The sequence below is a fragment of the Pseudarthrobacter sp. CCNWLW207 genome (assembly GCF_037203945.1).
Lineage (GTDB): Bacteria > Actinomycetota > Actinomycetes > Actinomycetales > Micrococcaceae > Arthrobacter.
In genome coordinates, this window is record NZ_JBBCBS010000006.1 from 1 (window position 1) to 22,400 (window position 22,400).

Below are 22,400 nucleotides of genomic sequence, written 5' to 3' on the forward strand. Positions count from 1 at the left end.
TCTTCCGGATCACGATCAGGCAGCTGGTTAGTCAACCCGCTGAGGATATGGGAGGTATCTTCTCCTGCAGCCACGTCAGCCTCGTTTCATCTTTGAATGTAGGGCTTATGTTTTCGTATTGTGAGAAAACAATTTTACGATTCGAGATTATCGAGGGAACCGCGCCATGGTCAACACGACCAGGCCGGGCCCGCTCGCCTTGGGGCGATGGCTGCGCTGCGGACCGATTGTGACCGCTGGCCCAGCCTCCCAGCCTTGACCCGGGGTGATGCAGCTCATACTCTTATTTCACTATTCAATAACTTCATTTCGCGATGTGGAATAACAGCAGAGATCGTCAGATCAGGGGCTCACCACCGCGGAAATCCCAGAACTGGAGATACAGATGCAGACGACCCCACCAGTCGGCGTCGAACCGGCTCCCGCCCCGACAGCGTTGTCGGGCCAGCCGATCCACCCGGCCACCGGCATCGACGTCCTGTGCGAAACCGCAAGCGCCGCCTCCGGCCAGGCCATCAGCCCGAGCCTGTACAACGTGGACCTGGCCCCGACGAAGCGGCAGGGCCGCCGTTGGACCGGCTACAGCATCTTCACCCTGTGGGCGAATGACGTACACAGCCTCGGCAACTACGCGTTCGCCGTCGGACTTTTCTCGCTGGGCCTTGGCGGCTGGCAGATCCTCGCTGCCCTGGCCATCGGCGCCGTCCTGCTCTTCGCGCTGCTGAGCTTCTCAGGATTCATGGGCCAGAAGACCGGCGTGCCCTTCCCCGTCATGAGCCGGATCAGCTTCGGCATCCGCGGCGCCCAGCTCGCCAGCCTGCTGCGCGGGGCGGTGGCCGTCGCCTGGTTCGGCATCCAGACCTTCTTGGCCTCAGTGGTGCTGCGGGTCATGCTCGTGGCCATGGTTCCGTCGCTGCATGAGCTGGACACCAACTCCATCCTCGGCCTGTCCACGCTGGGCTGGATCGCTTTCGTAGCACTGTGGATCGTGCAGCTCGTGATTGTCAGCTTCGGCATGGAGATGATCCGCAAATATGAGGCATTCGCCGGACCCGTCATCCTCCTGACCATGGTGCTCCTCGCGGCCTGGGTCTTCATCGAAGCGAAGGGCGCCATCCAGTGGACGGGTATCCGCGGGCTCGAAGGCGGCGAGATGTGGCGGACCATCTTCGCCGGCGGCGCGCTGTGGGTGGCCATCTACGGCACGTTTGTCCTGAACTTCTGCGACTTCACCCGCTCGGCTGTCTCCAGGAAGTCGATCGTCCGCGGCAACTTCTGGGGTATCCCCATCAACATGCTGCTGTTCGGCGCCATCGTGGTGGTCCTTGCCGGCGGGCAGTACAAAATCAACGGCACCATCATCGAAACGCCGTCGGACATCGTGGAGAGCATCCCCAACACGCTATTCCTGGTGCTGGCGTGCCTCGCCATCCTGATCCTGACCATCGCCGTGAACCTGATGGCCAACTTTGTGGCGCCCGTCTACGCCCTCACCAACCTGTTCCCCAAGCGACTCGACTTCCGGAAGGCCGCCTGGGTGAGCGGCACCATTGGCCTGGTGATCCTGCCGTGGAACCTTTACAACAACCCGCTGGTGATCGTGTACTTCCTGGGCGGGCTCGGTGCACTGCTGGGGCCGCTGTTCGGCGTTGTCATGGCCGACTACTGGCTGCTCCGCCGCGGAAAGGTCAATGTGCCAGAGCTCTACAGCGAAAGCCCGGCAGGAGCGTACTTCTACACGAAGGGGGTCAATCCCAAGGCGATCATCGCGCTGCTCCCGGCGTCCGCCGTCGCGATCCTTATTGCCTTTGTACCAGCGCTGGAAGCCGCGGCGCCGTTTGCCTGGTTCTTCGGCGCGGGCCTGGGCGCCCTGACGTACTACCTGATCACTGACCGCAAGCAGCAGTTCGACGACGTCGACGGCGAACCCATCGCCGTGGCCAGCACGCACTGATTCGCCTTCCACGCTATGAACCACGGAGAGAGATGCGCATCCTCGTTGCCAACGTAAACACCACGCAGTCCATGACCGATTCCATCGCCGCCCAAGCCAGAAGCATCGCCGCGCCCGGCACGGAAATCGTGGGGCTCACGCCCAGGTTCGGTGCGGATTCGTGCGAGGGGAACTTTGAAAGCTACCTTGCTGCGATCGCCGTGATGGACCGGGTCCTCAGCTACCCGGAACCGTTCGACGCCGTCATCCAGGCAGGCTACGGCGAGCACGGCCGGGAGGGCCTTCAGGAACTCCTGGACGTGCCGGTCGTCGACATCACCGAGGCGGCTGCCAGCACTGCGATGTTCCTAGGCCATAAATACTCGGTCATCACCACCCTCGACCGGGCGGTTCCGCTGATCGAGGACCGGCTGAAGCTGGCCGGCCTCGACGCGAGGTGCGCGTCCGTGCGTGCCAGCGGAATGGCCGTCCTGGAACTCGAGGAGGAGCCGGAACGGGCTGTCGAAGCGATCATCGAGCAGGCACTGATCGCGGTCCGGGAAGACAAGGCCGAGGTTATCGTCCTGGGCTGCGGCGGGATGGCCGGGCTGGACGAGGCGATCCGGCTGCGCGCCGGCGTTCCGGTGGTGGACGGTGTGGCCTCGGCGGTCACCATCGCCGAAGGCCTGGTCCGGATGAGGCTGTCCACGTCCAAGGTCCGCACTTATGCGGCGCCGCGGCCAAAGACTGTCATAGGCTGGCCCTTGTTGTCCGGGGCACCCGAGGCTGTGCGCTGACGGCAATTCCCTATGAAAGGCCCCAACATGACTGACTACAGCCCGCCAGTAGAATTCCGGGTCGCCGTCGTCACCGGTGCCGGGTCGGGCATCGGCCGGGCAGTGGCCCGGCTGATGCTCGCCGATGGCTACCGCGTGGCGCTGGCAGGGCGCCGGGAAGCCCAGCTTCGCGAAACTGCGGATGGGCACCGGAACGCGCTTGCGGTGCCCTGCGATGTCACGGTTCCCGACGACGTCGAACGGCTTTTTGAAGCCACCCGCCGGCAGTGGGGGAGAGTGGATGTGCTTTTCAACAATGCCGGCGTGTTCGGGCCCGCGGCGTCCGTTGACGAGATCAGCCTGGCCGACTGGAATGCCACGGTGGCGGTCAACCTTACGGGTTCCATGCTGTGCGCCGCCGCTGCTGTCCGCGCTATGAAGGCGCAGCAGCCGCAGGGTGGGCGGATCATCAACAATGGCTCTATTTCGGCGCATTCGCCCCGGCCACGGACCGTGGCCTACGCCGTGACCAAACATGCCATGACGGGACTGACCAAGAGCATTGAGCTTGACGGCCGCGCTTTTGGCATCACCTGCGGCCAGATCGACATTGGCAATACCGCCACCGAGATCATGGACACCATAGGGGTGGGCTCGGGCGCGCTCCAAGCCGACGGCAGCCGACGGGTTGAGCCCATGTTCCCCGTGGAGGATGCCGCACGCGCGGTCCTGCTTATGGCCAACATGCCGGCGTCGGCCAGCGTGGGCTCCGTGGTCATCACCGCCGCGGGCATGCCTTTCATCGGCCGGGGCTGAGCGCACCTTCTTCTTCTCACCGCTGCGTTTTCGGATATCCGCCGCCGGGCTCCCGGGGGCAGATGCCGGAATTCGTGGCGGCCTTTTTTCGTGCCCACCCGCCTTCCAAAGATTTCGCAATGTGGAAATTGATTTTCCTCTTGCGGAATTATGGGACCGGGGTTACGTTTGAAACAGACCCCGATTTCCGGGGCTGTTCCCGATTGATAGGTACAGATCAATGAAGATCCCAGATTCCGCGGCGCTGAAGGCGAGTTCGGCGCCGTCGAAGAAGAAGCCCCTGTATAGGTCGCTCTTCTTCCAAATTCTGATCGCCGTCGTGGCAGGTGTTCTTATCGGACATTTCTGGCCGAACCTCGGCTCACAGCTGAGGCCTCTCGGTGATGGCTTCATCCAGCTCATCAAAATGATCATCGCGCCGCTGATTTTCCTGGTGATCGTCACGGGCATCTCAGCCGTAGGCGACGTCAAGGCGGTCGGAAGGGTCGGAGTCAAAGCCCTTCTCTACTTCACAGCAGCCACGCTTTTCGCACTGGTTTTCGGCCTGGTGGTAGGAAATATCGTCCAGCCCGGTGCCGGGCTGAACATCGATCCCAGCACCCTCTCCCAGGAAGCGCTGAATGCAAAGACCGGCAACGCCCCGCCGAAGGATGCGGCAGCCTTCATCCTGGATGTCATTCCCACCAGCGTCATCGGCGCCTTCGCCAATAACAGCCTCCTGCAGGTCCTCTTCTTCTCGGTGTTCTTCGGCGCGGCCATCGTGGTCATCGGACGTGAACGCTGCATGCCGGTCATCAGCCTGATGGAGACCGTCCTGGAGCTCATCTTCAAGATCATGTCCTGGATCATGAAGGTGGCACCGATCGGCGCCTTCGGTGCCATGGCGTTCATCATCGGACAGTACGGCCTCGACACCCTCAGCACGTACGCGCTGCTCATCGCCGCCTGCTACGGTGCGGCCATCGTCTTCATTGGACTCCTGTTCCTGGTGGCATGGGGCTTCGCCCGCGTTCCCCTCTGGCAGTTCCTGAAGTACACCCGCGAAGAGTTCCTGCTGGCCCTGGGCACCGCTTCCACCGAGGCCGTGATGCCGCGCATCATGACCAAGCTGACCAACGCCGGCTGTTCCCGCGCCACCACCGGGCTGGTGGTCCCCACCGGTTACTCCTTCAACCTCGACGGCGCCGCGATCTACCTTTCCATCTCCCTGCTCTTCCTGGCGCAGGCGTTCGGGCACAACCTGGACCTCGGCCAGCAGTTGGCCGCACTTGGCGTGCTGCTGCTGACGTCCAAGGGTATGGCAGGCGTCCCCGGGTCATCCTTCCTGGCGCTGTCCGCCACCGCCGCCGCCCTGGGTATCTTCCCCGTGGCCGGCGTCGCCCTCCTTCTCGGCGCTGACCGGCTGATGGACTCCATGCGCGTGGTTGTCAACCTGCTGGGCAACTGCGTGGCCACTTTCGTGGTCTCCAAGTGGGAAGGCCAATTTGACCGCAGCGTGATGGTCCGCGCGTTCCGTGGCGAGATCACCAACCACGACTCCGCGATCATGCTCGGGGTGGAGGAAGTCTTCGAGGACCAGGAGCTTGAGCGGATCAGCGGCGGCCAGGAGCCGTCCCCCAAGTTCCGCGGCGGCCCGAACCCTGGTGACATCCCGGGCTTCCAGATGAGCCGGCCCGGCGCCCACGCCGCCCCGGCCAAGGAGAGCCCAACACCCGCAGTCCACGAATAGCGGCCAACGCCGCCCAGTTCGCAGGCCCCGTCCCGGAAGACCCGGAGCGGGGCCTGCGCTTTAACGGGTTACAGGCCCTGGGCCGACTGGCTACAGCGGCAGGAGGGCGGAGAGGTCCGCCCGCAGCCCGGAGGCCGCCACCCGGCCCGCCGCGACCGCGTCTGCCCAGCTCAACTGGCCAGTGACCATGCCCAGCCAGGTGGCGGCGTCGCACTCTATGACGTTGGGCGGGGTGCCTCGGGTGTGCCGCGGACCCTCTACGCACTGGGTGACGCCGAATGGTGGCACCCGCACCTCCACCGAGTTGCCCGGGGCCCGGGCCGTTACTTCCTCCAGCGTGTATCGCACCGCGGTGGCGGTCACAGCGCGGGGGACAGGAACGTCCGACGCCGACGCGGAACCTTCCCGCCACGCGGCCAGCGCCGCTGTGCCTTCTTCAATGCCAATACGACGGCGCGCTACAGCCATGCGGCCGGCCTCCTTAATGCAGGTGGGGAAGGGAAAACGTCAGTCGAGGAGGGCCGACACGGCCGGTCCCAGCCGAATCCGGCCCACGGGCCGACCGCCGCCCATCACGGGCTCAACCACCTTTTCCAGGACACTGGAGACGCCCGGGATGTCCACTGCCCCGGCGGCGGCGAGCATGGTCAGGCCCACCAGGGACGTGGCACGCAGGTTGCCGTCCAGCATCTTGATGGCCACGGCGACGCCCTGCGGGGTGGCCATCACCAGCACTCCCTCGGCGCCGATCTTGGCGATGATTTCGAGTTCGTCCATCACGATCGTGTTGGCCTCGCCGCGGCCCTGTACAGCCCACGGGTAGTCCAGCATGGAGGTGGTGATGGTGGCGGCCCGGGCATTGGAGTTCTTGTCCCCCGGAGCCTTGGCCAGCAGGGAAAAGGCGCGGGCCAGGCCGGTCAGCGAGACCGCGGCCACCGGAGCCCCACAGCCGTCGATCCCCAAGTGGGCGATCTGTTCCCCGGTATACTCCTCGATCACGCTGCGGACACCCTGCTGGAGCGGATGGTTGGGTTCGAGGTAGCTGTGCGTGTCCCAGCCGTTTTCCGTGCAGGCCCAGAGGAACGCAGCGTGTTTGCCGGAGCAATTGAAGGCTAGCTTGGACTTGCCGCGCTCGGAGCGGACCAGCCAGTTGCGGGCAGTCTCGTCTTGGGGCCACGCGGCCGGACACTGGAGCTGTTCTTCCTTGACTCCGGCAGCCTTGAGCATTCCTTCGACCACGTCCATGTGATCGAGGGATCCCACGTGGCTGGCGCAGGCCAGGGCCACCTGGGCGCCGCGCAAAGGCACACCTGCCTGCATGGACGCCAGGGCTTGCAGCGGCTTGAGCGCGGACCGGGCATAGATGGGGGTGGTGATGTCGCCGAGTTCAGTCACCACGGTGCCGTCGGTGGCCAGGAGTACCGCGGAGCCGATGTGCCGGGATTCCACGAAGCCGCTGCGCTCAACGACGGCCAGTTCGACGGCGGAGTCCACAGTGAAGGTGGCATGCGGGTTGTGCGGCATGTTGCCAGTCTAGGGCCCCTGAAGGGAATGTCCGGGGAAGCCCATGGACGCCCGGGGAATGCCGGCTACTCCACGGTGACCATCACGGACTGCCAGCCGGAGGCACCGTCAGGTACGGGCTCGGCGCGCTGGTCTGTCTGCATCTCGCCAGTTCCATCCGTGGCGCGGACCTTGATGTAGTGCGGTCCCGGGGTGGCTTCCCATGCGTAGGACCACTGGCGCCACGTAATCACGGACGCCTCCGCTGAGAGCGTGGCCTCGGCCCAGTCCCCGTTGTCGATCTGGACCTCAACCTTGGTGATGCCACGGGTCTGCGCCCAGGCGGTGCCTCCGATGGCCACGCGGCCGGCCGGCACCTTGGCGAAGGATTTGGGCACCTCCACCCGGGCCATCGTCTTAATGGGGCCGCGCTCGGACCAGCCGCGCTCCGTCCAGTAGGCCTTGCTGTCCGAAAAACGGGTGACCTCAAGATCCACCACCCACTTTGTGGCCGAGACGAAGCCGTACAGCCCGGGCACCACCATGCGCACCGGATAACCGTGCTCCAGCGGCAGGGGCTCACCGTTCATGCCGATAGCCAGCATGGCGTCGCGGTCGTCCTGCAGCACTTCCAGTGGCGTGGAGGCACTAAAGCCGTCGATCGAGGTGGACAGAACCATATCCGCCCCGTCGGTGGGGCGCGCCCGCTTGAGGACCTCGCGGATGGGCAGCCCCAGCCATTTCGCGTTGCCGGCGAGGTTGCCGCCCACGGGATTGGAGACACAGGTGAGGGTGACGTGCGATTCGATCAGGTCGGCGTCGAGCAGGTCCTGGAAGGTGAGGCGCACCTCTTCCTCCACGAGGCCGTGGACGCGGAGTTCCCAGTCGTCGGCGTTGATCTCCGGAACGCTGAGCGCGGTATCAATCCGGTAGAAGTCCCCGTTGGGGGTGATCCAGGGGGTCACGCCGGCCACGGGGGACTGCACGCCGGCAGGTATGGCCGCTGCCGCCTTCACCGGCGCGGGCAGCTGAAGGGCGTTGCGTGCCTGGGCGATGTTGCTTCGGGCCGCGCCCAGGAGCCTGCCGCCGGTGGCGGCGATGCCGGCGGCCGCTGCCGTGATGCCCGCGGCGGCGAAGAACCTGCGGCGGCTCGTCCCCGGCTCCGCCGTCGGGGTTTCCGACGGCCGAACCGGGGGCCCGGTCCTGACCCGCCACGCCAGTACGATCAGCAGCCGCAGGACCACCAAACCGGCCAGTGTTCCCAGGACGGTGGGGATGGCATCCAGGGGTTTGACGCCGGCGCGGGTCACCACGCTGGCAACGATCACGGTGCCCATCAGCGCAACTCCGGCCACACCCAGTGCCCATTTGCGGTAGGCCACCACGCCCAGCACGCAGGCGAGCAGGAAGATGGTCAGGCCCATCCCCACAAACAGTGCCGCCTTATCGTTGGTGCCGAACGTGGCGATGGCGAAGTCCTTCATCCAAGGCGGCGTGAAGTCGATGAACGTGGACCCCAGGGCAATCACCGGGGTGGCCCGCGCCGTAAAGAACGCACCAATCAGTTCGGCGACGGCAAGTACGACGGCGGCTGCCACGGCACCGGCAAGCGCAGCCATGGCGGTTGGACCCTTGAGCCACTTCAGGAGCTTCTTCATGCCGTTGGTTCGTAGCGGACGGCGTTGGGGATTGTTCCACCGAGGCCCTCGCAGCTGACACAGCTTAGGAGCCTTCCGGGTTCACGAAGTACCCTTGGAGACTGTGAAGGTACTCGTCATCGGCCCCGGAGGCCGCGAACACGCCATTGTCCGCTCCCTGCTCGCCGACCCCAACGTGTCCGAGGTCCATGCAGCTCCCGGCAATGCCGGCATCAGCAAACTGGTCCCCACCCACAACATTGACGGCAATGATCCCGACGCCGTCGCGGCCCTGGCAACCAAGCTGGCCGTCGACCTCGTAGTGGTGGGCCCGGAGGCGCCGCTGGCCGCCGGTGTTTCCGACGCCGTCCGCGAAACCGGCATTCCGGTGTTCGGACCCAGCAAGGCCGCGGCCCAGCTCGAGGCTTCCAAGGCGTTCGCCAAGGAGATCATGGCTGAGGCCGGTGTGCCCACGGCTATGGCCCTGGTGGCCACCAATGCCGAGGAAGCCGCCTCCGCCCTGGACACTTTCGGCGCGCCCTACGTGGTGAAGGACGACGGCCTCGCCGCAGGCAAAGGCGTAGTGGTCACCAAGAACCGCGAAGAGGCCCTCGCGCACGCGCAGACCTGCTTCGACGCCGGCGGCACCGTGGTGATCGAGGAATTCCTGGACGGCCCCGAAGTGTCGCTCTTCGTCCTGTGCGATGGCCGCAACACCGTGGCACTGTCCCCGGCGCAGGACTTCAAGCGCATCTTCGATAACGACGAAGGCCCCAACACCGGCGGCATGGGTGCATACACGCCCCTGGAATGGGCACCCGAAGGCCTGGTGCAGGAAGTCATCGATCGCGTAGCCCAGCCCACGGTCAACGAGATGGCGCACCGCGGCACACCCTTTGTGGGCGTGCTGTTCGTGGGCCTCGCCCTGACATCGCGCGGGACCCGGGTCATCGAATTCAACGTCCGCTTCGGCGATCCCGAGACACAGGCCGTCCTGGCCCGCCTCAAGACCCCCCTCGGTGCGCTGCTGCTGGCAGCCGCCAAGGGCGAACTGGACAAAGCCGAAGAGCTGCGCTGGTCCAAGGACACCGCCGTCGCCGTCGTCGTTGCTTCCGAGAACTACCCGGACACGCCACGCACCGGTGACCGCATCCGGGGGCTCAAGAAGGTGGACGAGCTCGAAGGCGTGCACGTGATCCACGCCGGCACCAAGCTCGACGACGAAGGCAAGGTGATTTCCGCAGGCGGCCGCGTGCTCGCCGTGGTTGCCCTTGGCAGCGACCTCGTGGAGGCCCGCGAAAGGGCGTACGACGGCGTGGAGCTGGTTCAGCTGGAAGGCTCCCAGTTCCGGACGGACATCGGCCGCAAGGCAGCCCGCGGCGAGATCAAGGTGTCCTCCAGCGCCACCGGATCCCTGCCCGTGACGAAAGCGAAGGCTTAGCATGACCGAGAACTCCCCGCAGGAACCAGAGCAGAAGCGCGGCCTCAGCACCGCAACCCTGGACCTCCCCGGCTGGACGCACGTCTACTCGGGCAAGGTCCGTGACCTGTATGAGCCCGCGGACGACTCCATGCGCGAACAGGTGGGCCAGGACTGTGTCCTGGTGGTGGCCAGCGACCGCATCAGCGCCTACGATCACGTCCTGACGAGCGAGATCCCGGACAAGGGCCGGATCCTTACCCAGCTCAGCCTGTGGTGGTTCGACCAGCTCGGCGTGGAGCACCACGTCTTGGCCTCCACCGTGGAAGGCGGGGTTCCCGCTGCGGTGGAAGGCCGCGCCATGATCTGCAAAAAGCTGGATATGTTCCCCGTGGAATGCATCGCCCGTGGATACCTCACCGGTTCCGGCCTGCTGGAGTACCAGGCGTCCGGCACAGTCTGCGCCATCCCCCTGCCCCCGGGCCTGGTGGACGGGTCCCGGCTGGAGCGCGCTATCTTCACGCCGTCAGCGAAGGCCGAGGTGGGCCACCATGACGAGAACATTACCTACGACGCCATGGTGGGCATGGTGGGCGACGACATCGCGGGGCGGCTGAGCGAACTGACCCTGAAGATCTACACCACCGCGGAGAAGATCGCCCGCGAACGGGGCATCATCCTGGCTGATACGAAGGTGGAGTTCGGCTACGACGCCGTGTCCGGCACCATCACCCTGGGCGATGAGGTGCTCACCCCGGATTCCTCCCGGTTCTGGGATGCAGCCACGTACCAGCCCGGCCAGGCGCAGCCATCCTACGACAAGCAGTACGTGCGGGACTGGCTCACGTCAGCCGAATCAGGCTGGGACCGGTCCTCGGACGTTCCCCCGCCCGCGCTACCGGCAGATGTCGTTGCCCGTACACGCAGCCGCTACGTTGAGGCGTACGAAAAGCTCACGGGCCAGGCCTTCGCCTAGGTTTGTTCACTGGCCCGTTCCAGGTGGGCCCGGCTACCGGCTGGGCCCGCTGGGAGCGGGCCTTGCCGGTATTGCCTGCGTTGCTGGACTAGCCGGCTAGCTTGCCTTGCTGGCCTTGGCCGCCTTCGCGGCACGCTGCTGCGCCAGCCGGATCTCCAGGACGGCGTCGAGTGCCTGCTGGACGCGGTCCGATGCGCCAGCCGCGCTGAATGCCTTCTGTGCTTCCTCCAGGTAAACCAAGGCCTCCTCCGACTCGCCAGCGGCTTTCAGCGACTTGCCCAGCAGGAGCGAAACTTCGCCGGCGGTGTGCTTGGCCAGTGCGTCTGATTCGGCGTGGATTTCCCGGAGCTTGCTGATCGCAGCCATGATGTCGCCGGTGAGGTAAAGCCACCGCGCGCGGATGAAGGCCACTTCCAGCTGGTCCGTCTTGTTGCCGCCCACGATGGACAGCGCCAGTTCGGCACGCTCGATGGAGGACAGCGTTTCCGGCTCCACAATTCCCGAGGACAGGCGCACTGCTGCGGATGCCTTGTTGAACCGCGCCCAGAGTTCGATGTCGTTGGCGGGGGAGAGCATCCGGGCAGCGCGTTCGTGGTACTTGATGCCCTCCGCGTAGTCATGCCGCATGAACGCCACATTGCCGATCACCCAGGCCACCTCGCCGGCGAGCTGGGACATGGAGTGCTCGTCCACTTGGTCGTTCATGTCCTGGCAGAACTTCCAGGCCTCGTCCAGCCGGCCGCTCTCTGCCAAGGCCCCGATCAGGGCCCGGTGGGCGCCGATGATGAGGGTGGAACCTTTGGGCAGCTTCGCGCAAAGTTTCACGGCCTCCATGGCGTGATCGACGGCGGTACTCAACTGGCCCTGTCCCTGGCAGATCCCTGCGAGCATCTGCCGGGCACGCACACCCAGACCCACTGACTCGGTGGCCATGGGGTGCTCGAGCAGGTGCTGCATGATCTTCTGGCACTCCTGCCAGTTGCCCTGCTTGATCAGGCACTCGGCCTGCATGTAGGTCATGTTCCACCAGGCGCTGGTGTTCTTGCCTTCCAGCGCTATTTGTGCCGCGGTGGCGGCGTGTGTGGCGGCCAGGGGGTAGTCCCTGAGGTCCCAGGCCTGGCGTGCGTAGAGCCCGGCGAGGACGTATTCGGCGTCGCTGACCGAGATGGGTTGGCTCCAGGCCTCCAGCGCCTTGGGCGCCAGTTCCAGCCTGCGGGCCAGTTCCTCGATAACTTCGGCCGTCGGTTCCCTCCGGCCGGTCTCGAGGAGGGAAATATAGCTGGGGGAATACAGGTCCTTGCCCAGTTCAGCCTGTGTCAGCCCACGTTCGAGACGCTCCGCCCGGAGCTTCTCCCCGAATCCGTTGCCCACGGGATTTCCTCCTAATTCCGGACAGTCTTTGTACTCAATGCTTGACAGTCCCTGTGGAAAACATTTTACAATGTATGTCAACAAGGACAGTGCTGACTTTGTAACGAATCCGACTCGTATTGAGGAACTTATATGTTGAAGAAGATTGCAGCCGCAGCCGTTCTGGCCGGGGCCCTGGCGTTTTCTGCGGCGGCTCCGGCCGTCCTGTCGGCTGGTTCCATTGCTGACACCACGGGGGTATCCGTTGCCGTAGGTAACTGGCCGGATCCCATGTCCAAGAAGACCAAGGACACCAAGGACAGCGACACCACGTACACCACGAACGTGGGCAACTGGCCTGACCCGATGTAATCACTCCTCACCAAAGGGAGGCGAGGCCCCGGACCATGCGAACCATGGTCCGGGGCCATTCCTTTGCCCGCATCACACCCCGGCCTCGATGACACCCCGGCCTCGATGACACAACGCGACGAATGCTTATGACAGAAGGTAACAAATTGGCATCATGGGGGAACAAAAAAGAGGGCCTCCCTGGGGGGAGACCCTCTTTGTTTTGGTCGGGATGACAGGATTTGAACCTGCGACCTCTTCGTCCCGAACGAAGCGCGCTACCAAGCTGCGCTACATCCCGATCCGCTGCAAAAGCAACTTTACAAGGATAGCCGATCCGGGGACCGGATGCGAAATCCGGTTGCTGGCCCGCCGCCTCAGCGCGCGCGCCGGCGGTTGCGCCCTGCAGAGGCGTCCTCGCTGGCCGGAAGGCGTTCGGCCAGGACCGGAAGTGAATCGTGACGCCCGCGCTCCACGTGGGCGGACGCCAGGGCGGCGGCCAGCGCCGGCTGGCCCTCGACGATGGCCTGGACCAGTTCGGCGTGCTCCTGCCACATCTTGGGAGTGTCACGCTCCGGCGTCAGGCGGAAGAGCCACCGCACACGACCGTTCATCAGGCCTGTCATGCGCCGGAGAAGGTGGTGGTCGGAGAGCTTCACGATCTCCTCATGCAGGTCCGAGTTACGTCCGGACGCCTGGACGCCGCTGACCCCGGTGCGGGCAGATTCCAGGGCGTCCAGCAGCGCCGCAGGGCTGGCGCCCTCGGAAACCCTCCGTGCAGCGCATGACGCGGCCAGGGGTTCCAGCTGCAGCCGCAGGTCAAAGACCTCCTGCGCGTCACGGTAGGTGAACGAATGGACGACGGCGCCGCGGCGGGGTTCGGTGGAAATGAAGCCTTCAGCCTCCAGCAGGGGCAGTGCCTCACGCAGGGGAATCCGGGACACTTCAAGGTCTGCGGCCAGTTCCCGTTCGTTCAGTTTTCCGCCGGCCGGCAGTTGGCCGGAGATGATCCTCTCGCGCAGCACCTCGGCAACGCGCTCGGACAATGGCTCCGCGAGGAGTTCAGCCGCGCCGTTTTCCATCTCATCTCCCATGGGGTTCAGGCTATCCCAGCCGGGTCCCCAGCCGGGTCCCCAGCCGGGATCCCCAGCCGGTCCCGGCGGCCCAGAGCCCGGCGTCCGGCACCGGCACCGGCCGGTCAGACCAGCGAGTCCTTCCAGGCGCCGTGGAGGTCGGCGAACCGCCCGCCGCCGCCGATCAGGTCCGCCGGTGTGCCGTCCTCCACCACGCGGCCGTCGTGGACCACCAGCACGCGGTCGGCGGTTTCGACGGTGGACAGCCGGTGCGCGATGATCAGCGCTGTGCGGCCCCCGCCCGCAGCAGCGGAACCGGGGGCACCTGCGGCAGTGCCGGCGTCGGCCGTTGCCTTCAGGAGGCGCGCCAAACCAGTCTGGACGAGCCGCTCCGAAGGGATGTCCAGGGAGGAGGTTGCCTCGTCCAGGATGAGTACCGCCGGCCGGGCCAGGAATGCACGGGCGAAGCTGATGAGCTGGCGCTGGCCTGAGGAGACGCGCCCGCCACGCTTGTTGACGTCGGTGTCGTAGCCCTCGGGCAATTCGGTGATGAACTCGTGGGCTCCGACGGCCCGGGCGGCCTCTTCGATCTCCTCGCGGGAGGCCTCCGGCCGGCCCAGTGCGATGTTGTCCGCCACGGAGCCGCTGAACAGGAACGCCTCCTGGGTCACCATCACAATGTTCCGGCGCAGGTCCGTGGTGCTGAGGTTGCGGAGGTCCACGCCGTCCAGCGTGAGTGAGCCGGCGGAGACGTCGTAGAAACGGGCGATCAGCTTGGCCAGGGTGGACTTGCCGGCGCCCGTCTGGCCCACCAGCGCTACGGTCTGGCCGGCCGGAATGTGCAGGTCCATGGTGGGGATGACCACCGGGCCCTCGCCATAGCGGAACTCCACGCCCTTGAAGTCGACCGTGCCCTTGGCATCCCGCAGCGCCACCGCGTTCTTGGGCGGGCGGACTGTGGGGACCTCCTCCAGCAGGCCGGACACCTTCTCCAGGGCGGCCTGGGCACTCTGGAAGGAGTTGTAGAACATGGCCATCTGGTCCACCGGCTGGAAGAAGCGCTTGGTGGACAGGATCAGGGCCAGCAGCACCCCCACGGCGAGGTCTCCGCCAAGGACCCGGAATCCGCCGAACAACAGGACCGCTGCCACGCAGATGTTGCCGATCAGCACCAGGCCGGGCTGGAAGATTCCGTTGAGGTTGATGGAGCGGACGGTGACCCGCCGGTAGTCCTCGGCCAGCTGGCCGTACTGCTCGGCGTTTTCGCGTTCCTTGCGGAAGGCCTTCACGGCGCGGATCCCGGTCATGGTCTCCACGAAGTGCACGATCAGCCGGGCGGACACCACCCGGGATTCACGGAAGGCGATCTGGGAATGCTTCTGGTACCACCGCGAGAGGAAGTACATGGGCACGCCCGCGGCCAGGACAATCAGCCCGCTCCGCCAGTCCAGGGCGAACACCGTAACGGCGGTGAAGACCATGAACAGCATGCCCGAGGCGAGGGAACTCACGCCCGAATCGAGGAGTTCGCGCAGCGCCTCAAGGTCCGAGGTCTGCCGGGCGATGATCCGGCCCGAGGTGTACTTTTCGTGGAATTCCAGGCTGAGGCGCTGCGTGTGCCGGAAGACCCGCACCCTGAGGTCCAGGAGCATCGCTTGGCTGAGCCGCGCGGTGGAGGTGACGTAAAGGGCCGTCAGCGCGGCGGTTGCTACCGCGGCGGCCAGGTAGCCGACGCCGGTGAGCACCAAGGGGAAGTTGTCGCCTGCCTGCAGGGCGGGCAAAGCGTGGTCGATGCCAAAAGCGATCAGCGCCGGCCCCGCCACGCGGGCGGCCTGGGACAGCACTACCGTGGCGATGGTCAGCCAGAACCTGAGCCGCACCGGACGGATCAGTGACCGCAGCAAGGCGAGCGACCGCCGTCGTACGGCTTTGCTGTCGCTTTTGCTGAGGTGGGCGTTGTCCTCGTTGGCTGTGCCGAACGTTGCAGTGCTCATCGGATGATTTTCCCGGCTTCGACGTTGGCCTCTTCCTCAAGTTCGGACAGTTCCGAATCCAGGTCCCGGGGTTCCTGGTCCAGGCTGGCGATGACATAGCGGTAGTGCGGGTTCTCCGCCAGCAGTTCCGTGTGCGTTCCGACGGCGGCAATGCGACCGTCCTCCAGCAGGGCCACCCGGTCCGCCAACGCCACCGTGGAAGGCCGGTGGGCGACGATCAGCGTGGTGGTGTCCTTCAGCACCGAACGCAGCCGAGCCTCCACCAGCTCTTCGGTGTGCACGTCGAGCGCGGAGAGTGGATCGTCGAGCACCAGGACGCGTGGCCGGGCGGCGATGGCCCGGGCGAGGGCAATCCGCTGACGCTGCCCTCCGGAGAGGCTCAGGCCCTCTTCGCCGATGAGCGTGTCCACGCCTTCCGGGAGGGAGTACGCGAAGTGTGCCTGGGCCACGTCGAGGGCCTCATCCAGTGCTTCCTCGCTTCGGTCCTGCGCGCCGAGCAGCACGTTGTCGCGGACGGAATTTGAGAACAGAGTGGTGTCCTCGAACGCGACACCCACCACGCGGCGGAGCTCCTCGACGTCGAACTCGCGTAGGTCTACGCCGTCAATGCTGATGGAGCCGTCCGTGACGTCGTACAGCCGGGGGACCAGCTGGATCAGGGCGCTCTTACCACTGCCCGTGATACCCACCACGGCCATGGTTTCCCCTGGCAGGACCTCCAGGTTGATGTCCTTGAGGATGGGCCGGTCCGGCGCGTCCTCAAAGGCGAAGGTGGCGTGGTTGAACCGCAAGGCCCCTCGGAGCTCGGAGGGCCGGCGTGGCTCCGGGGGACTGGTGATGGTGTTGGCCGAATCCATCACTTCGAAGTGGCGGTCGACGGCGGTCTTGGCAGTGAGTGCCATGGCGAGCAGCATGCCGGAGAACTCCACCGGGGACGCGATGACGGCGGCAGTGGCGAAGAAGGCAACGAGGGCGCCGATGCTTAGTTGGCCGCTGGCGCACAGCATGACGCCTACCACCAGCCCGGTGCCCAGCGCGAGTTCGGGCAGCAGGGTGACCACCATGGTGAAGGTGGCCTGGTGCCGGGCCTTGGAGATCTCGGTCTGGCGGAGTTCCTCGGCCTGCTCGTTGAAGTTCTCCAGGGCCTCCCGGCTCCGGCCGAACGCCTTGAGGACGCGAATGCCATGAACGGATTCCTCCACCGTGGTGGCGAGGTCGCCGGCCTGGTCCTGGCTGCGCCGCGCCACCTTGCTGAAGCGGGTCCGGAACCGGAAGCCGTAGGCCATGATGGGCACCGCGGCAGCCAGGAAAATGAGGGCCAGTTGCCAGCTCATCGAAAACATGACTGCAATGCCGATGACGACGGTGAGGGTAGTCACCACCAGCATGATGGCGCCGAAGGCCATCCAGCGGCGCAGGAAGTTCAGATCGGTCATGGCACGGGAAAGCAACTGCCCGGAGCCCCACCGGTCATGGAAGGACACGGTCAGGTCCTGCAGGTGCCCGTAAAGGGAGACGCGCATCCTGGTTTCAACGGTAGTTGCCGGGTTGATGACAAACTGCCGGCGCAGGGCCACGAGCACAGCCTCGGCAATGCCCAGGACCAGGATAATGACGGCGGCAATCCAGACGGCGTCCGTGGCGCCGCCGGCCTGGAGCGAGTCGTTGATCAGGACCCGGAGTACCTGGGGGATGGTCAGGGCGACCACACTGGCCAGGAGTGCACAGAGGAGCCCCATGATGAGCCGGGGGATGATCGGCCTGACGTGAGGATAAAGACGGCTAATGGATCTGAAAAATGAAGTCTGCTTGGCCATGCCCGCTTCTCAAGCTCTAAATCGAATGTAGTTTCCCGTAGCAACTACCTTATGCCATGGCGTGATTCGATTCACAGGATTCGTGCGGGCTGGGAACGATTGTCCAGTTATCACGTTCCGCAATGCCGCCCTGAGGCTGGAGAGCTACTCTGGAGCCGTCAGGGTCAGCAGGACGGCCTCGGGCCGGCAGGCGATCCTGATCGGCGCGAAACGCGAGGTGCCGATGCCGCCGGAGACGTTTACCGGAGTCGTGGATCCGTTGCTCTCCCAGTTGTTGAGTCCCTTGGCCCGCCACGTGGGGAGGTCGCAGTTGGAGACCAGCGCGCCATAGCCGGGGATACAGAGCTGTCCGCCATGCGTGTGGCCGGCAAGGAGCAGGTCCGCCCCGTCCTGGGTGAAGTGGTCCAGGACGCGCTGGTAGGGGGCGTGGATAACGGCCACCCGGAGGTGCGCGTTATCGTCCTGGTTCTTGGTTCCGCGGGGCCAGCCGGCGTAACGTTCGCGATTCAGGTGGGGGTCGTCCACGCCGGAGAAGTCGAACCGCATCCCCCTCAGGACTACAGACTGGTTCCGGTTGGTCAGGTCAATCCAACCGCCCATGCCGAACCCGGCCCGAAGCCGCGGCCAGTCCAGTTCGATGTTTTCGCGCTTCACCTTGGACGGACCCAGCAGGTACGACGCCGGGTTCCGCAGGCTCGGAGCGTAGTAGTCGTTCGAGCCGGGGACAAAGACGCCGGGGAACTCGAGCAGCGGCCGGAGCGCCCTAAGCAGCGGGTCTACGGCCTTCACATGGCTGAGGTTGTCTCCCGTGTTCACCACGAGGTCCGGCTCCAGCGATGCCAGCGATTGGAGCCATGCAGCCTTGGTGTCCTGGCCCGGGACAAAATGGATGTCGCTCAGGTGCAGGATGGTGAAGGGCTGATGGCCGGCAGGCAGGATCGGAAGGGTTTCCTCGCGGAGGACGAACTGGTTCTTCTCCCACAATCCGTAGCCGACGGCGGCCAGCCCGGCCGCTGCTCCGGCAGCAGTGGAGACGGCAAAGCCGCGCCCAATGTTCCGGACGCGGCTGGCCAAAGCAGGGCTGACCGCCATAGGTAGCTAGTCCTTCTTTTCGCTGTTGCCCGGACCCGGTGCAGGGGCCGGCGGGGTGGTTGGCTGTGGCGCCGTGGTGGCCGGTGCACTCGGCGTAGTAGTCCGGGCCGGTGTGCCGCTCACCATGTTGGTTGGCGGGGCATTGAACGGGGCGGTGCCGTAGGCAGGGGCTATCTGGAGCATGTACTTGGAGAACATCGGGCCAGCGATCATGTAACCGTCCACTGCCGGGTAGAACTTGCCGTTTACCGTCAGGTTCCGGCCCGGGCGGCTCTGGTCGCCGAAGGGGTCGCCGAACCATGCGGCGGTGGCCAGGCCGGTGGTGTAGCCCACCACCCAGGTGGAGCCGTTGGTGTCGTTGGTGCCGGTCTTGGCTGCCACGGGGAAGTTGGTCCTGGTGGACAGCCGGGGCTGGATCAGCGAACCGGAGCCGCCGTTCAGCACTTCCTGCATGGCGTAGGCGACGCCACGGGCCACTTCGGGTTTGACGGCGTCCTTGCAGTTGGAGGACTGGGCGGGAAGCTGTGCGCCGGTCTGGTCCGTGACGGACGTGATGGCAATGGGCTCGCAGTACTTACCGTCGTTGGCGAACGTGGCAAACGCGGCGGCCATGGTCAGCGGGGCCGTCTGGGTGGAACCGATCAGGTTGGCCAGCGTGGTCATCTTGACCTGCGGGTTGGGGTCCTCAGCCGTGGGCAGGCCGCCGTGGATGCCCACGGCGTCCACGATCTTCTGGATGCCGCACAGGTCAACCTGGGCCGCGGACGCGAACGTTGCCGTGTTGATGGAGTTCATCAGACCGTAGAGGACGGTCATGTTCCGGTAGTAGCCCTCGTCCGAGTTCTGCAGGTCGAAGCTGCCGGGAATCCCGGCGTCATACCAGCCGACCGTGGGGTCCGGGCAGGTGTTCCTCCAGGGGAAGTTCTGCGGATACTTCCGAACCGCCGCGTTGATGTTCGTGTTCATGGACTTGCCCTCGTTGAGCCATTCAGCGAAGGTGAATGGCTTCATGGTGGAACCAGGCTGGGCGCCACCCATGCCGTTGAGGTCGTTGCCGTCCTTGTCCAGTTTGTCCACGTTGAAGTTGATTTGGGTATCGAACTTGCCGTCAGCGGGCAGGAACGAGGTGTTCTGGGCCATGTTGATGATCTTGCCGGTGTTGGGCTGCACCGAGACGATCGCCGAGCCCCACTTGTCCGGGTTGGCGCCGGCCGCCGCGTCGGACTCGGCCTGCGCCGCGTTCTGTGCGTTGGGATCAAGGGTGGTGGTAATGGTCAGGCCGCCGCGGAAGACACTGTTGATGCGCTCCTCGGAGGTGGCGCCGTAGGCAGGGTTGTTCAGCAGCAGGTGCAGGACGTAATCGCAGAAGTAGGGCGCGGTGGCGGCGTAGGCACAGCCCTGGCGGGCGGGGGTGACCTTCGGCTCCACTGGCGTGGCCACGGCGGCGTCGTGGTCGGCCTGCGTGATCTTGCCCTGGCTCAGCATGAGGCCGAGCACCAGGTCGCGGCGCTGCTTGGCGTTGTCCGGGTTGGAGATCGGGTCAAAGGCGGAGGGGCTGTTGACCAGGCCTGCCAGCAGGGCGGCCTGGGGGAGGGTCAGGTCCTTGGCAGTGGTGCTGAAGAAGAATTTGGAGGCGGCTTCAATGCCGTAGGCGTCCCGGTTGAAGAAGACGATGTTGAGGTAGCCCTCAAGGATCTGCTCCTTCGAGAACTCCTTCTCCAGGGCGATGGCCAGCTTCATTTCGCGGAGCTTGTCGCCCACGCCTTTGTTGACGCCGTTGAGCTTGATCTGCTCCTCGTTGCCCTCAGCGGCGAGGTTCGCGTTGAGGACGTTGTTGACATACTGCTGGGTGATGGTGGAGGCACCCTGCTTGTTGCCGCGGGCGGTGCTCACCAGGGCTCGGAGGATACCGGTGGTGTCCACGCCGCCGTGATCGTAGAACCGGCTGTCCTCAACGGCGATGACCGCTTCCTTCATGAAGGGGGAGATCTGGTCCAGGGAGACCTTGGTCCGGTTCTCTTCATAGAGGTTGGCGATGAGGCTGCCATCCGCGGCCAGGATCTTGGTGGACTGGCTGGGCGGGTCTACTTTCAGCTCCGCCGGGAGGGTGTCGAAGAACTCGATCGAACCGCTTGCTGCGCTGCCCGAGACGGCGGCAGCGGGAACCAGCAGGCCAGCCACCAGGACACCGCAAATAGCGCTCACGCCAAGGAAACCTAAAATCTTTCCGAGGGTAGTGGCTGTGTCGAAAATGGGGTTCTTACGAGTCACCATGTTTTCCACTTTACCGGCAAGGACTAGTCTTTCTCTCATGACCAAATGGGAGTACGCGACGATTCCGCTCATTATTCACGCCACCAAGCAGATCCTGGACCAGTGGGGAGAGGACGGCTGGGAGCTCGTCCAGGTCGTCACTGGTCCCGACGGCAACGGCCTTGTTGCCTACCTCAAGAGGGAGAAGCAGTAACGTGAGCACCCCCGCAAACACCACGTCCGGTGCGGAAACTGCGCCGATTTCCGCCGTTGAACAGCGCCTCTCCGAGCTCGGGCTGACGCTTCCAGAGGTGGCCGCTCCCGTGGCCAGCTACGTGCCGGCAGTGATCTCCGGCAACTACGTTTACACCTCCGGTCAGCTGCCGTTTATTAACGGCAAACTCGAAGCTACCGGCAAGGTGTCCACCGGCACCGAAGGATACGCCGACGAAGCCACGGTGTCCCCCGAGGACGCCCAGCGCTTTGCGGCCATTTGCGCCGTCAACGCCCTGGCCGCCGTCAAGAGTGTCATTGGCGATCTTGACCGCATTACCCGGATCGTGAAAGTAGTGGGCTTCGTGTCCTCGGACCCCTCCTTCACCGGCCAGCCGGGTGTCATCAATGGTGCCTCGGACCTGCTGGGACGCGTCCTGGGCGACGCCGGCAAGCACGCCCGTTCCGCCGTCGGCGTTTCAGTGCTGCCGCTCGACTCGCCCGTCGAGGTCGAACTGATCGCTGAATTCAGCTAAGGACCGGTCACCTCTTTTGCCTCAACTCGCCCGACGCCTGTTTGTCCTTCCCCCTGATCTCGAAGGGGCGGCACGAAGCTGGCTCGATCACGGCGAGCGGACGCCACGTGCTGCCCGCTTCGCCTCATCCGTGGTTCTGCTGCGCGATTCACCCACCGGCCTGGAGACCTGGCTCGGCTACCGTCCGGGCTCCTCGCCGCTGGGGGTCCTCGCCTTCCCGGGAGGTTCCCTGGACGCGTCCGACGACGACGCCCTGGGTTGGCTGGGCCCCTCACCCCAGCATTGGGCTGAGCAATTGGGGACGGACGACGTCGGGCTGGCGCGGCGCCACGTGGTGGGCGCCATCCGCGAGCTTTTTGAGGAGACCGGTGTGCTTCTGGCCGGACCCGACCCCACTAGCACGGTGGAGGCCACGTCCACTCCGGAGTGGATGCGGGCACGGGAACTGGTGGCGAACCAGGAGAAGTCGTTCGGCGACGTCCTGGCCAAGCGGGGACTCTCGCTCCGAACGGACCTCCTGAAGCCGCTGGTGAACTGGCGCAGTCCGGACTTCGCGCACCATCGGTTCGACACCCGCTACTTTGCGGCGACCGTACCGATGAACCAGCAGCCCACCCTCCTGGAAAGCAAGGGGGTCTGGGGCCGATGGGTCAATGCAGCCACAGTTATCGCTGATCGGGACACCACAGCACTGGGCGACGAAGTGGGGGTGGAGAACACTGTGGGCCTCACCCTCGGCCAGCTCCTCGTTCCCGGTTCCGAGATCATGCTCGAAAAGATGGCCGCCGCCAACGGCTGCATCGCGTACCTCAGCTATAAGCGCAAGGCCCACGTGTACCAGCCCCGGCTTGTTGAAGAGGACGGCAAGCTCATGCTCGAAGTCGAGGCCGCGAAGACGGTGGCGGGCGACCCCCAGCGGGAGCGCTAGGGT

19 protein-coding genes and 1 tRNA gene are annotated in these 22,400 nt (G+C 65.3%); 10 read left to right on the top strand and 10 right to left on the bottom strand.

The genetic code is table 11. The features are described 5' to 3' along the window. The first annotated feature begins 385 nt into the window (after window positions 1-385). The 4 genes from V9L17_RS11515 (at window position 386) to V9L17_RS11530 (ending at window position 5,254) form a co-directional block, all read left to right on the top strand. The gene (locus V9L17_RS11515; protein ID WP_337351531.1) at window positions 386-1,954 is read left to right on the top strand and encodes an NCS1 family nucleobase:cation symporter-1; all 1,569 of its coding nucleotides are present in this window, start codon (window positions 386-388) and stop codon (window positions 1,952-1,954) included. Window positions 1,955-1,986: 32 nt separating this feature from the next. Next, the gene (locus V9L17_RS11520; protein ID WP_337351532.1) at window positions 1,987-2,730 is read left to right on the top strand and encodes an aspartate/glutamate racemase family protein; all 744 of its coding nucleotides are present in this window, start codon (window positions 1,987-1,989) and stop codon (window positions 2,728-2,730) included. 27 nt (window positions 2,731-2,757) lie between these two features. Next, a complete protein-coding gene (locus V9L17_RS11525; protein ID WP_337351533.1) occupies window positions 2,758-3,525 on the top strand; it encodes an SDR family oxidoreductase in 768 nt (255 codons plus the stop codon). Window positions 3,526-3,745: 220 nt separating this feature from the next. Further along, complete coding sequence (locus tag V9L17_RS11530; protein ID WP_337345953.1) at window positions 3,746-5,254, top strand: cation:dicarboxylate symporter family transporter; 1,509 nt, start codon at window positions 3,746-3,748, stop codon at window positions 5,252-5,254. A 90-nt stretch (window positions 5,255-5,344) separates the two neighbouring features. Here the strand turns inward: V9L17_RS11530 and V9L17_RS11535 are convergent, their stop codons facing one another. The 3 genes from V9L17_RS11535 to V9L17_RS11545 all read right to left on the bottom strand — a co-directional run bounded on the left by V9L17_RS11535 (window position 5,345) and on the right by V9L17_RS11545 (window position 8,415). Beyond that, entirely contained in the window at window positions 5,345-5,722 is a 378-nt protein-coding gene (locus V9L17_RS11535; RefSeq protein ID WP_337345954.1) for a sterol carrier family protein, read from the bottom strand. A gap of 39 nt (window positions 5,723-5,761) precedes the next feature. Further along, a complete protein-coding gene (locus V9L17_RS11540) occupies window positions 5,762-6,778 on the bottom strand; it encodes an asparaginase (protein ID WP_337345955.1) in 1,017 nt (338 codons plus the stop codon). Window positions 6,779-6,843: 65 nt separating this feature from the next. After that, window positions 6,844-8,415: a molybdopterin-dependent oxidoreductase gene (locus V9L17_RS11545; RefSeq protein ID WP_337351534.1), complete on the bottom strand. Its 1,572-nt coding sequence runs from the start codon at window positions 8,413-8,415 to the stop codon at window positions 6,844-6,846. A 103-nt stretch (window positions 8,416-8,518) separates the two neighbouring features. On the opposite strand from V9L17_RS11545, the gene purD reads away from it, so the two are divergent. Continuing rightward, window positions 8,519-9,835 carry a phosphoribosylamine--glycine ligase gene (gene purD, locus V9L17_RS11550; RefSeq protein WP_337351766.1) on the top strand — a complete coding sequence of 439 codons (1,317 nt, stop codon included), beginning with the start codon at window positions 8,519-8,521 and terminating at the stop codon, window positions 9,833-9,835. A 1-nt stretch (window position 9,836) separates the two neighbouring features. Next, window positions 9,837-10,790, top strand: coding sequence for a phosphoribosylaminoimidazolesuccinocarboxamide synthase (locus V9L17_RS11555; RefSeq protein ID WP_337351535.1), 954 nt, complete (start codon window positions 9,837-9,839; stop codon window positions 10,788-10,790). Between the two features lie 96 nt (window positions 10,791-10,886). On the opposite strand, the gene V9L17_RS11560 is transcribed toward V9L17_RS11555, so the two are convergent. Further along, window positions 10,887-12,161 carry a helix-turn-helix domain-containing protein gene (locus tag V9L17_RS11560; protein WP_337345959.1) on the bottom strand — a complete coding sequence of 425 codons (1,275 nt, stop codon included), beginning with the start codon at window positions 12,159-12,161 and terminating at the stop codon, window positions 10,887-10,889. A 132-nt stretch (window positions 12,162-12,293) separates the two neighbouring features. On the opposite strand from V9L17_RS11560, the gene V9L17_RS11565 reads away from it, so the two are divergent. After that, window positions 12,294-12,512, top strand: a complete 219-nt coding sequence (locus tag V9L17_RS11565) for a hypothetical protein (RefSeq protein ID WP_337345960.1) — start codon at window positions 12,294-12,296, stop codon at window positions 12,510-12,512. A gap of 203 nt (window positions 12,513-12,715) precedes the next feature. Here V9L17_RS11565 and V9L17_RS11570 read toward each other — a convergent pair. From V9L17_RS11570 to V9L17_RS11595, 6 genes are all read right to left on the bottom strand, one after another. Then, window positions 12,716-12,792 (bottom strand) — tRNA-Pro (locus tag V9L17_RS11570). A 76-nt stretch (window positions 12,793-12,868) separates the two neighbouring features. Continuing rightward, entirely contained in the window at window positions 12,869-13,585 is a 717-nt protein-coding gene (locus V9L17_RS11575; RefSeq protein WP_337351536.1) for a GntR family transcriptional regulator, read from the bottom strand. Window positions 13,586-13,689: 104 nt separating this feature from the next. After that, window positions 13,690-15,558, bottom strand: a complete 1,869-nt coding sequence (locus V9L17_RS11580) for an ABC transporter ATP-binding protein (protein WP_337345962.1) — start codon at window positions 15,556-15,558, stop codon at window positions 13,690-13,692. Further along, window positions 15,555-17,375, bottom strand: a complete 1,821-nt coding sequence (locus V9L17_RS11585) for an ABC transporter ATP-binding protein (RefSeq protein ID WP_337345963.1) — start codon at window positions 17,373-17,375, stop codon at window positions 15,555-15,557. The genes V9L17_RS11580 and V9L17_RS11585 overlap by 4 nt, the downstream gene beginning before the upstream one ends. Before the next feature lie 144 nt (window positions 17,376-17,519). Further along, window positions 17,520-18,467 carry a metallophosphoesterase gene (locus V9L17_RS11590; RefSeq protein ID WP_337351537.1) on the bottom strand — a complete coding sequence of 316 codons (948 nt, stop codon included), beginning with the start codon at window positions 18,465-18,467 and terminating at the stop codon, window positions 17,520-17,522. A gap of 6 nt (window positions 18,468-18,473) precedes the next feature. After that, window positions 18,474-20,741, bottom strand: coding sequence for a transglycosylase domain-containing protein (locus V9L17_RS11595; RefSeq protein WP_337351538.1), 2,268 nt, complete (start codon window positions 20,739-20,741; stop codon window positions 18,474-18,476). Between the two features lie 37 nt (window positions 20,742-20,778). Between V9L17_RS11595 and V9L17_RS11600 the strand changes: the two genes are divergently transcribed. The 3 genes from V9L17_RS11600 to V9L17_RS11610 are packed head-to-tail and all read left to right on the top strand — an operon-like array spanning window position 20,779 to window position 22,397. Next, window positions 20,779-20,934, top strand: a complete 156-nt coding sequence (locus V9L17_RS11600; protein ID WP_011693223.1) for a DUF4177 domain-containing protein — start codon at window positions 20,779-20,781, stop codon at window positions 20,932-20,934. Window position 20,935: 1 nt separating this feature from the next. Next, window positions 20,936-21,469 (top strand): RidA family protein, encoded by a 534-nt coding sequence (locus tag V9L17_RS11605; protein WP_337345966.1) that lies wholly within the window; start codon window positions 20,936-20,938, stop codon window positions 21,467-21,469. A gap of 16 nt (window positions 21,470-21,485) precedes the next feature. Then, window positions 21,486-22,397 carry an NUDIX hydrolase gene (locus V9L17_RS11610; RefSeq protein WP_337345967.1) on the top strand — a complete coding sequence of 304 codons (912 nt, stop codon included), beginning with the start codon at window positions 21,486-21,488 and terminating at the stop codon, window positions 22,395-22,397. Window positions 22,398-22,400: the final 3 nt, after the last annotated feature.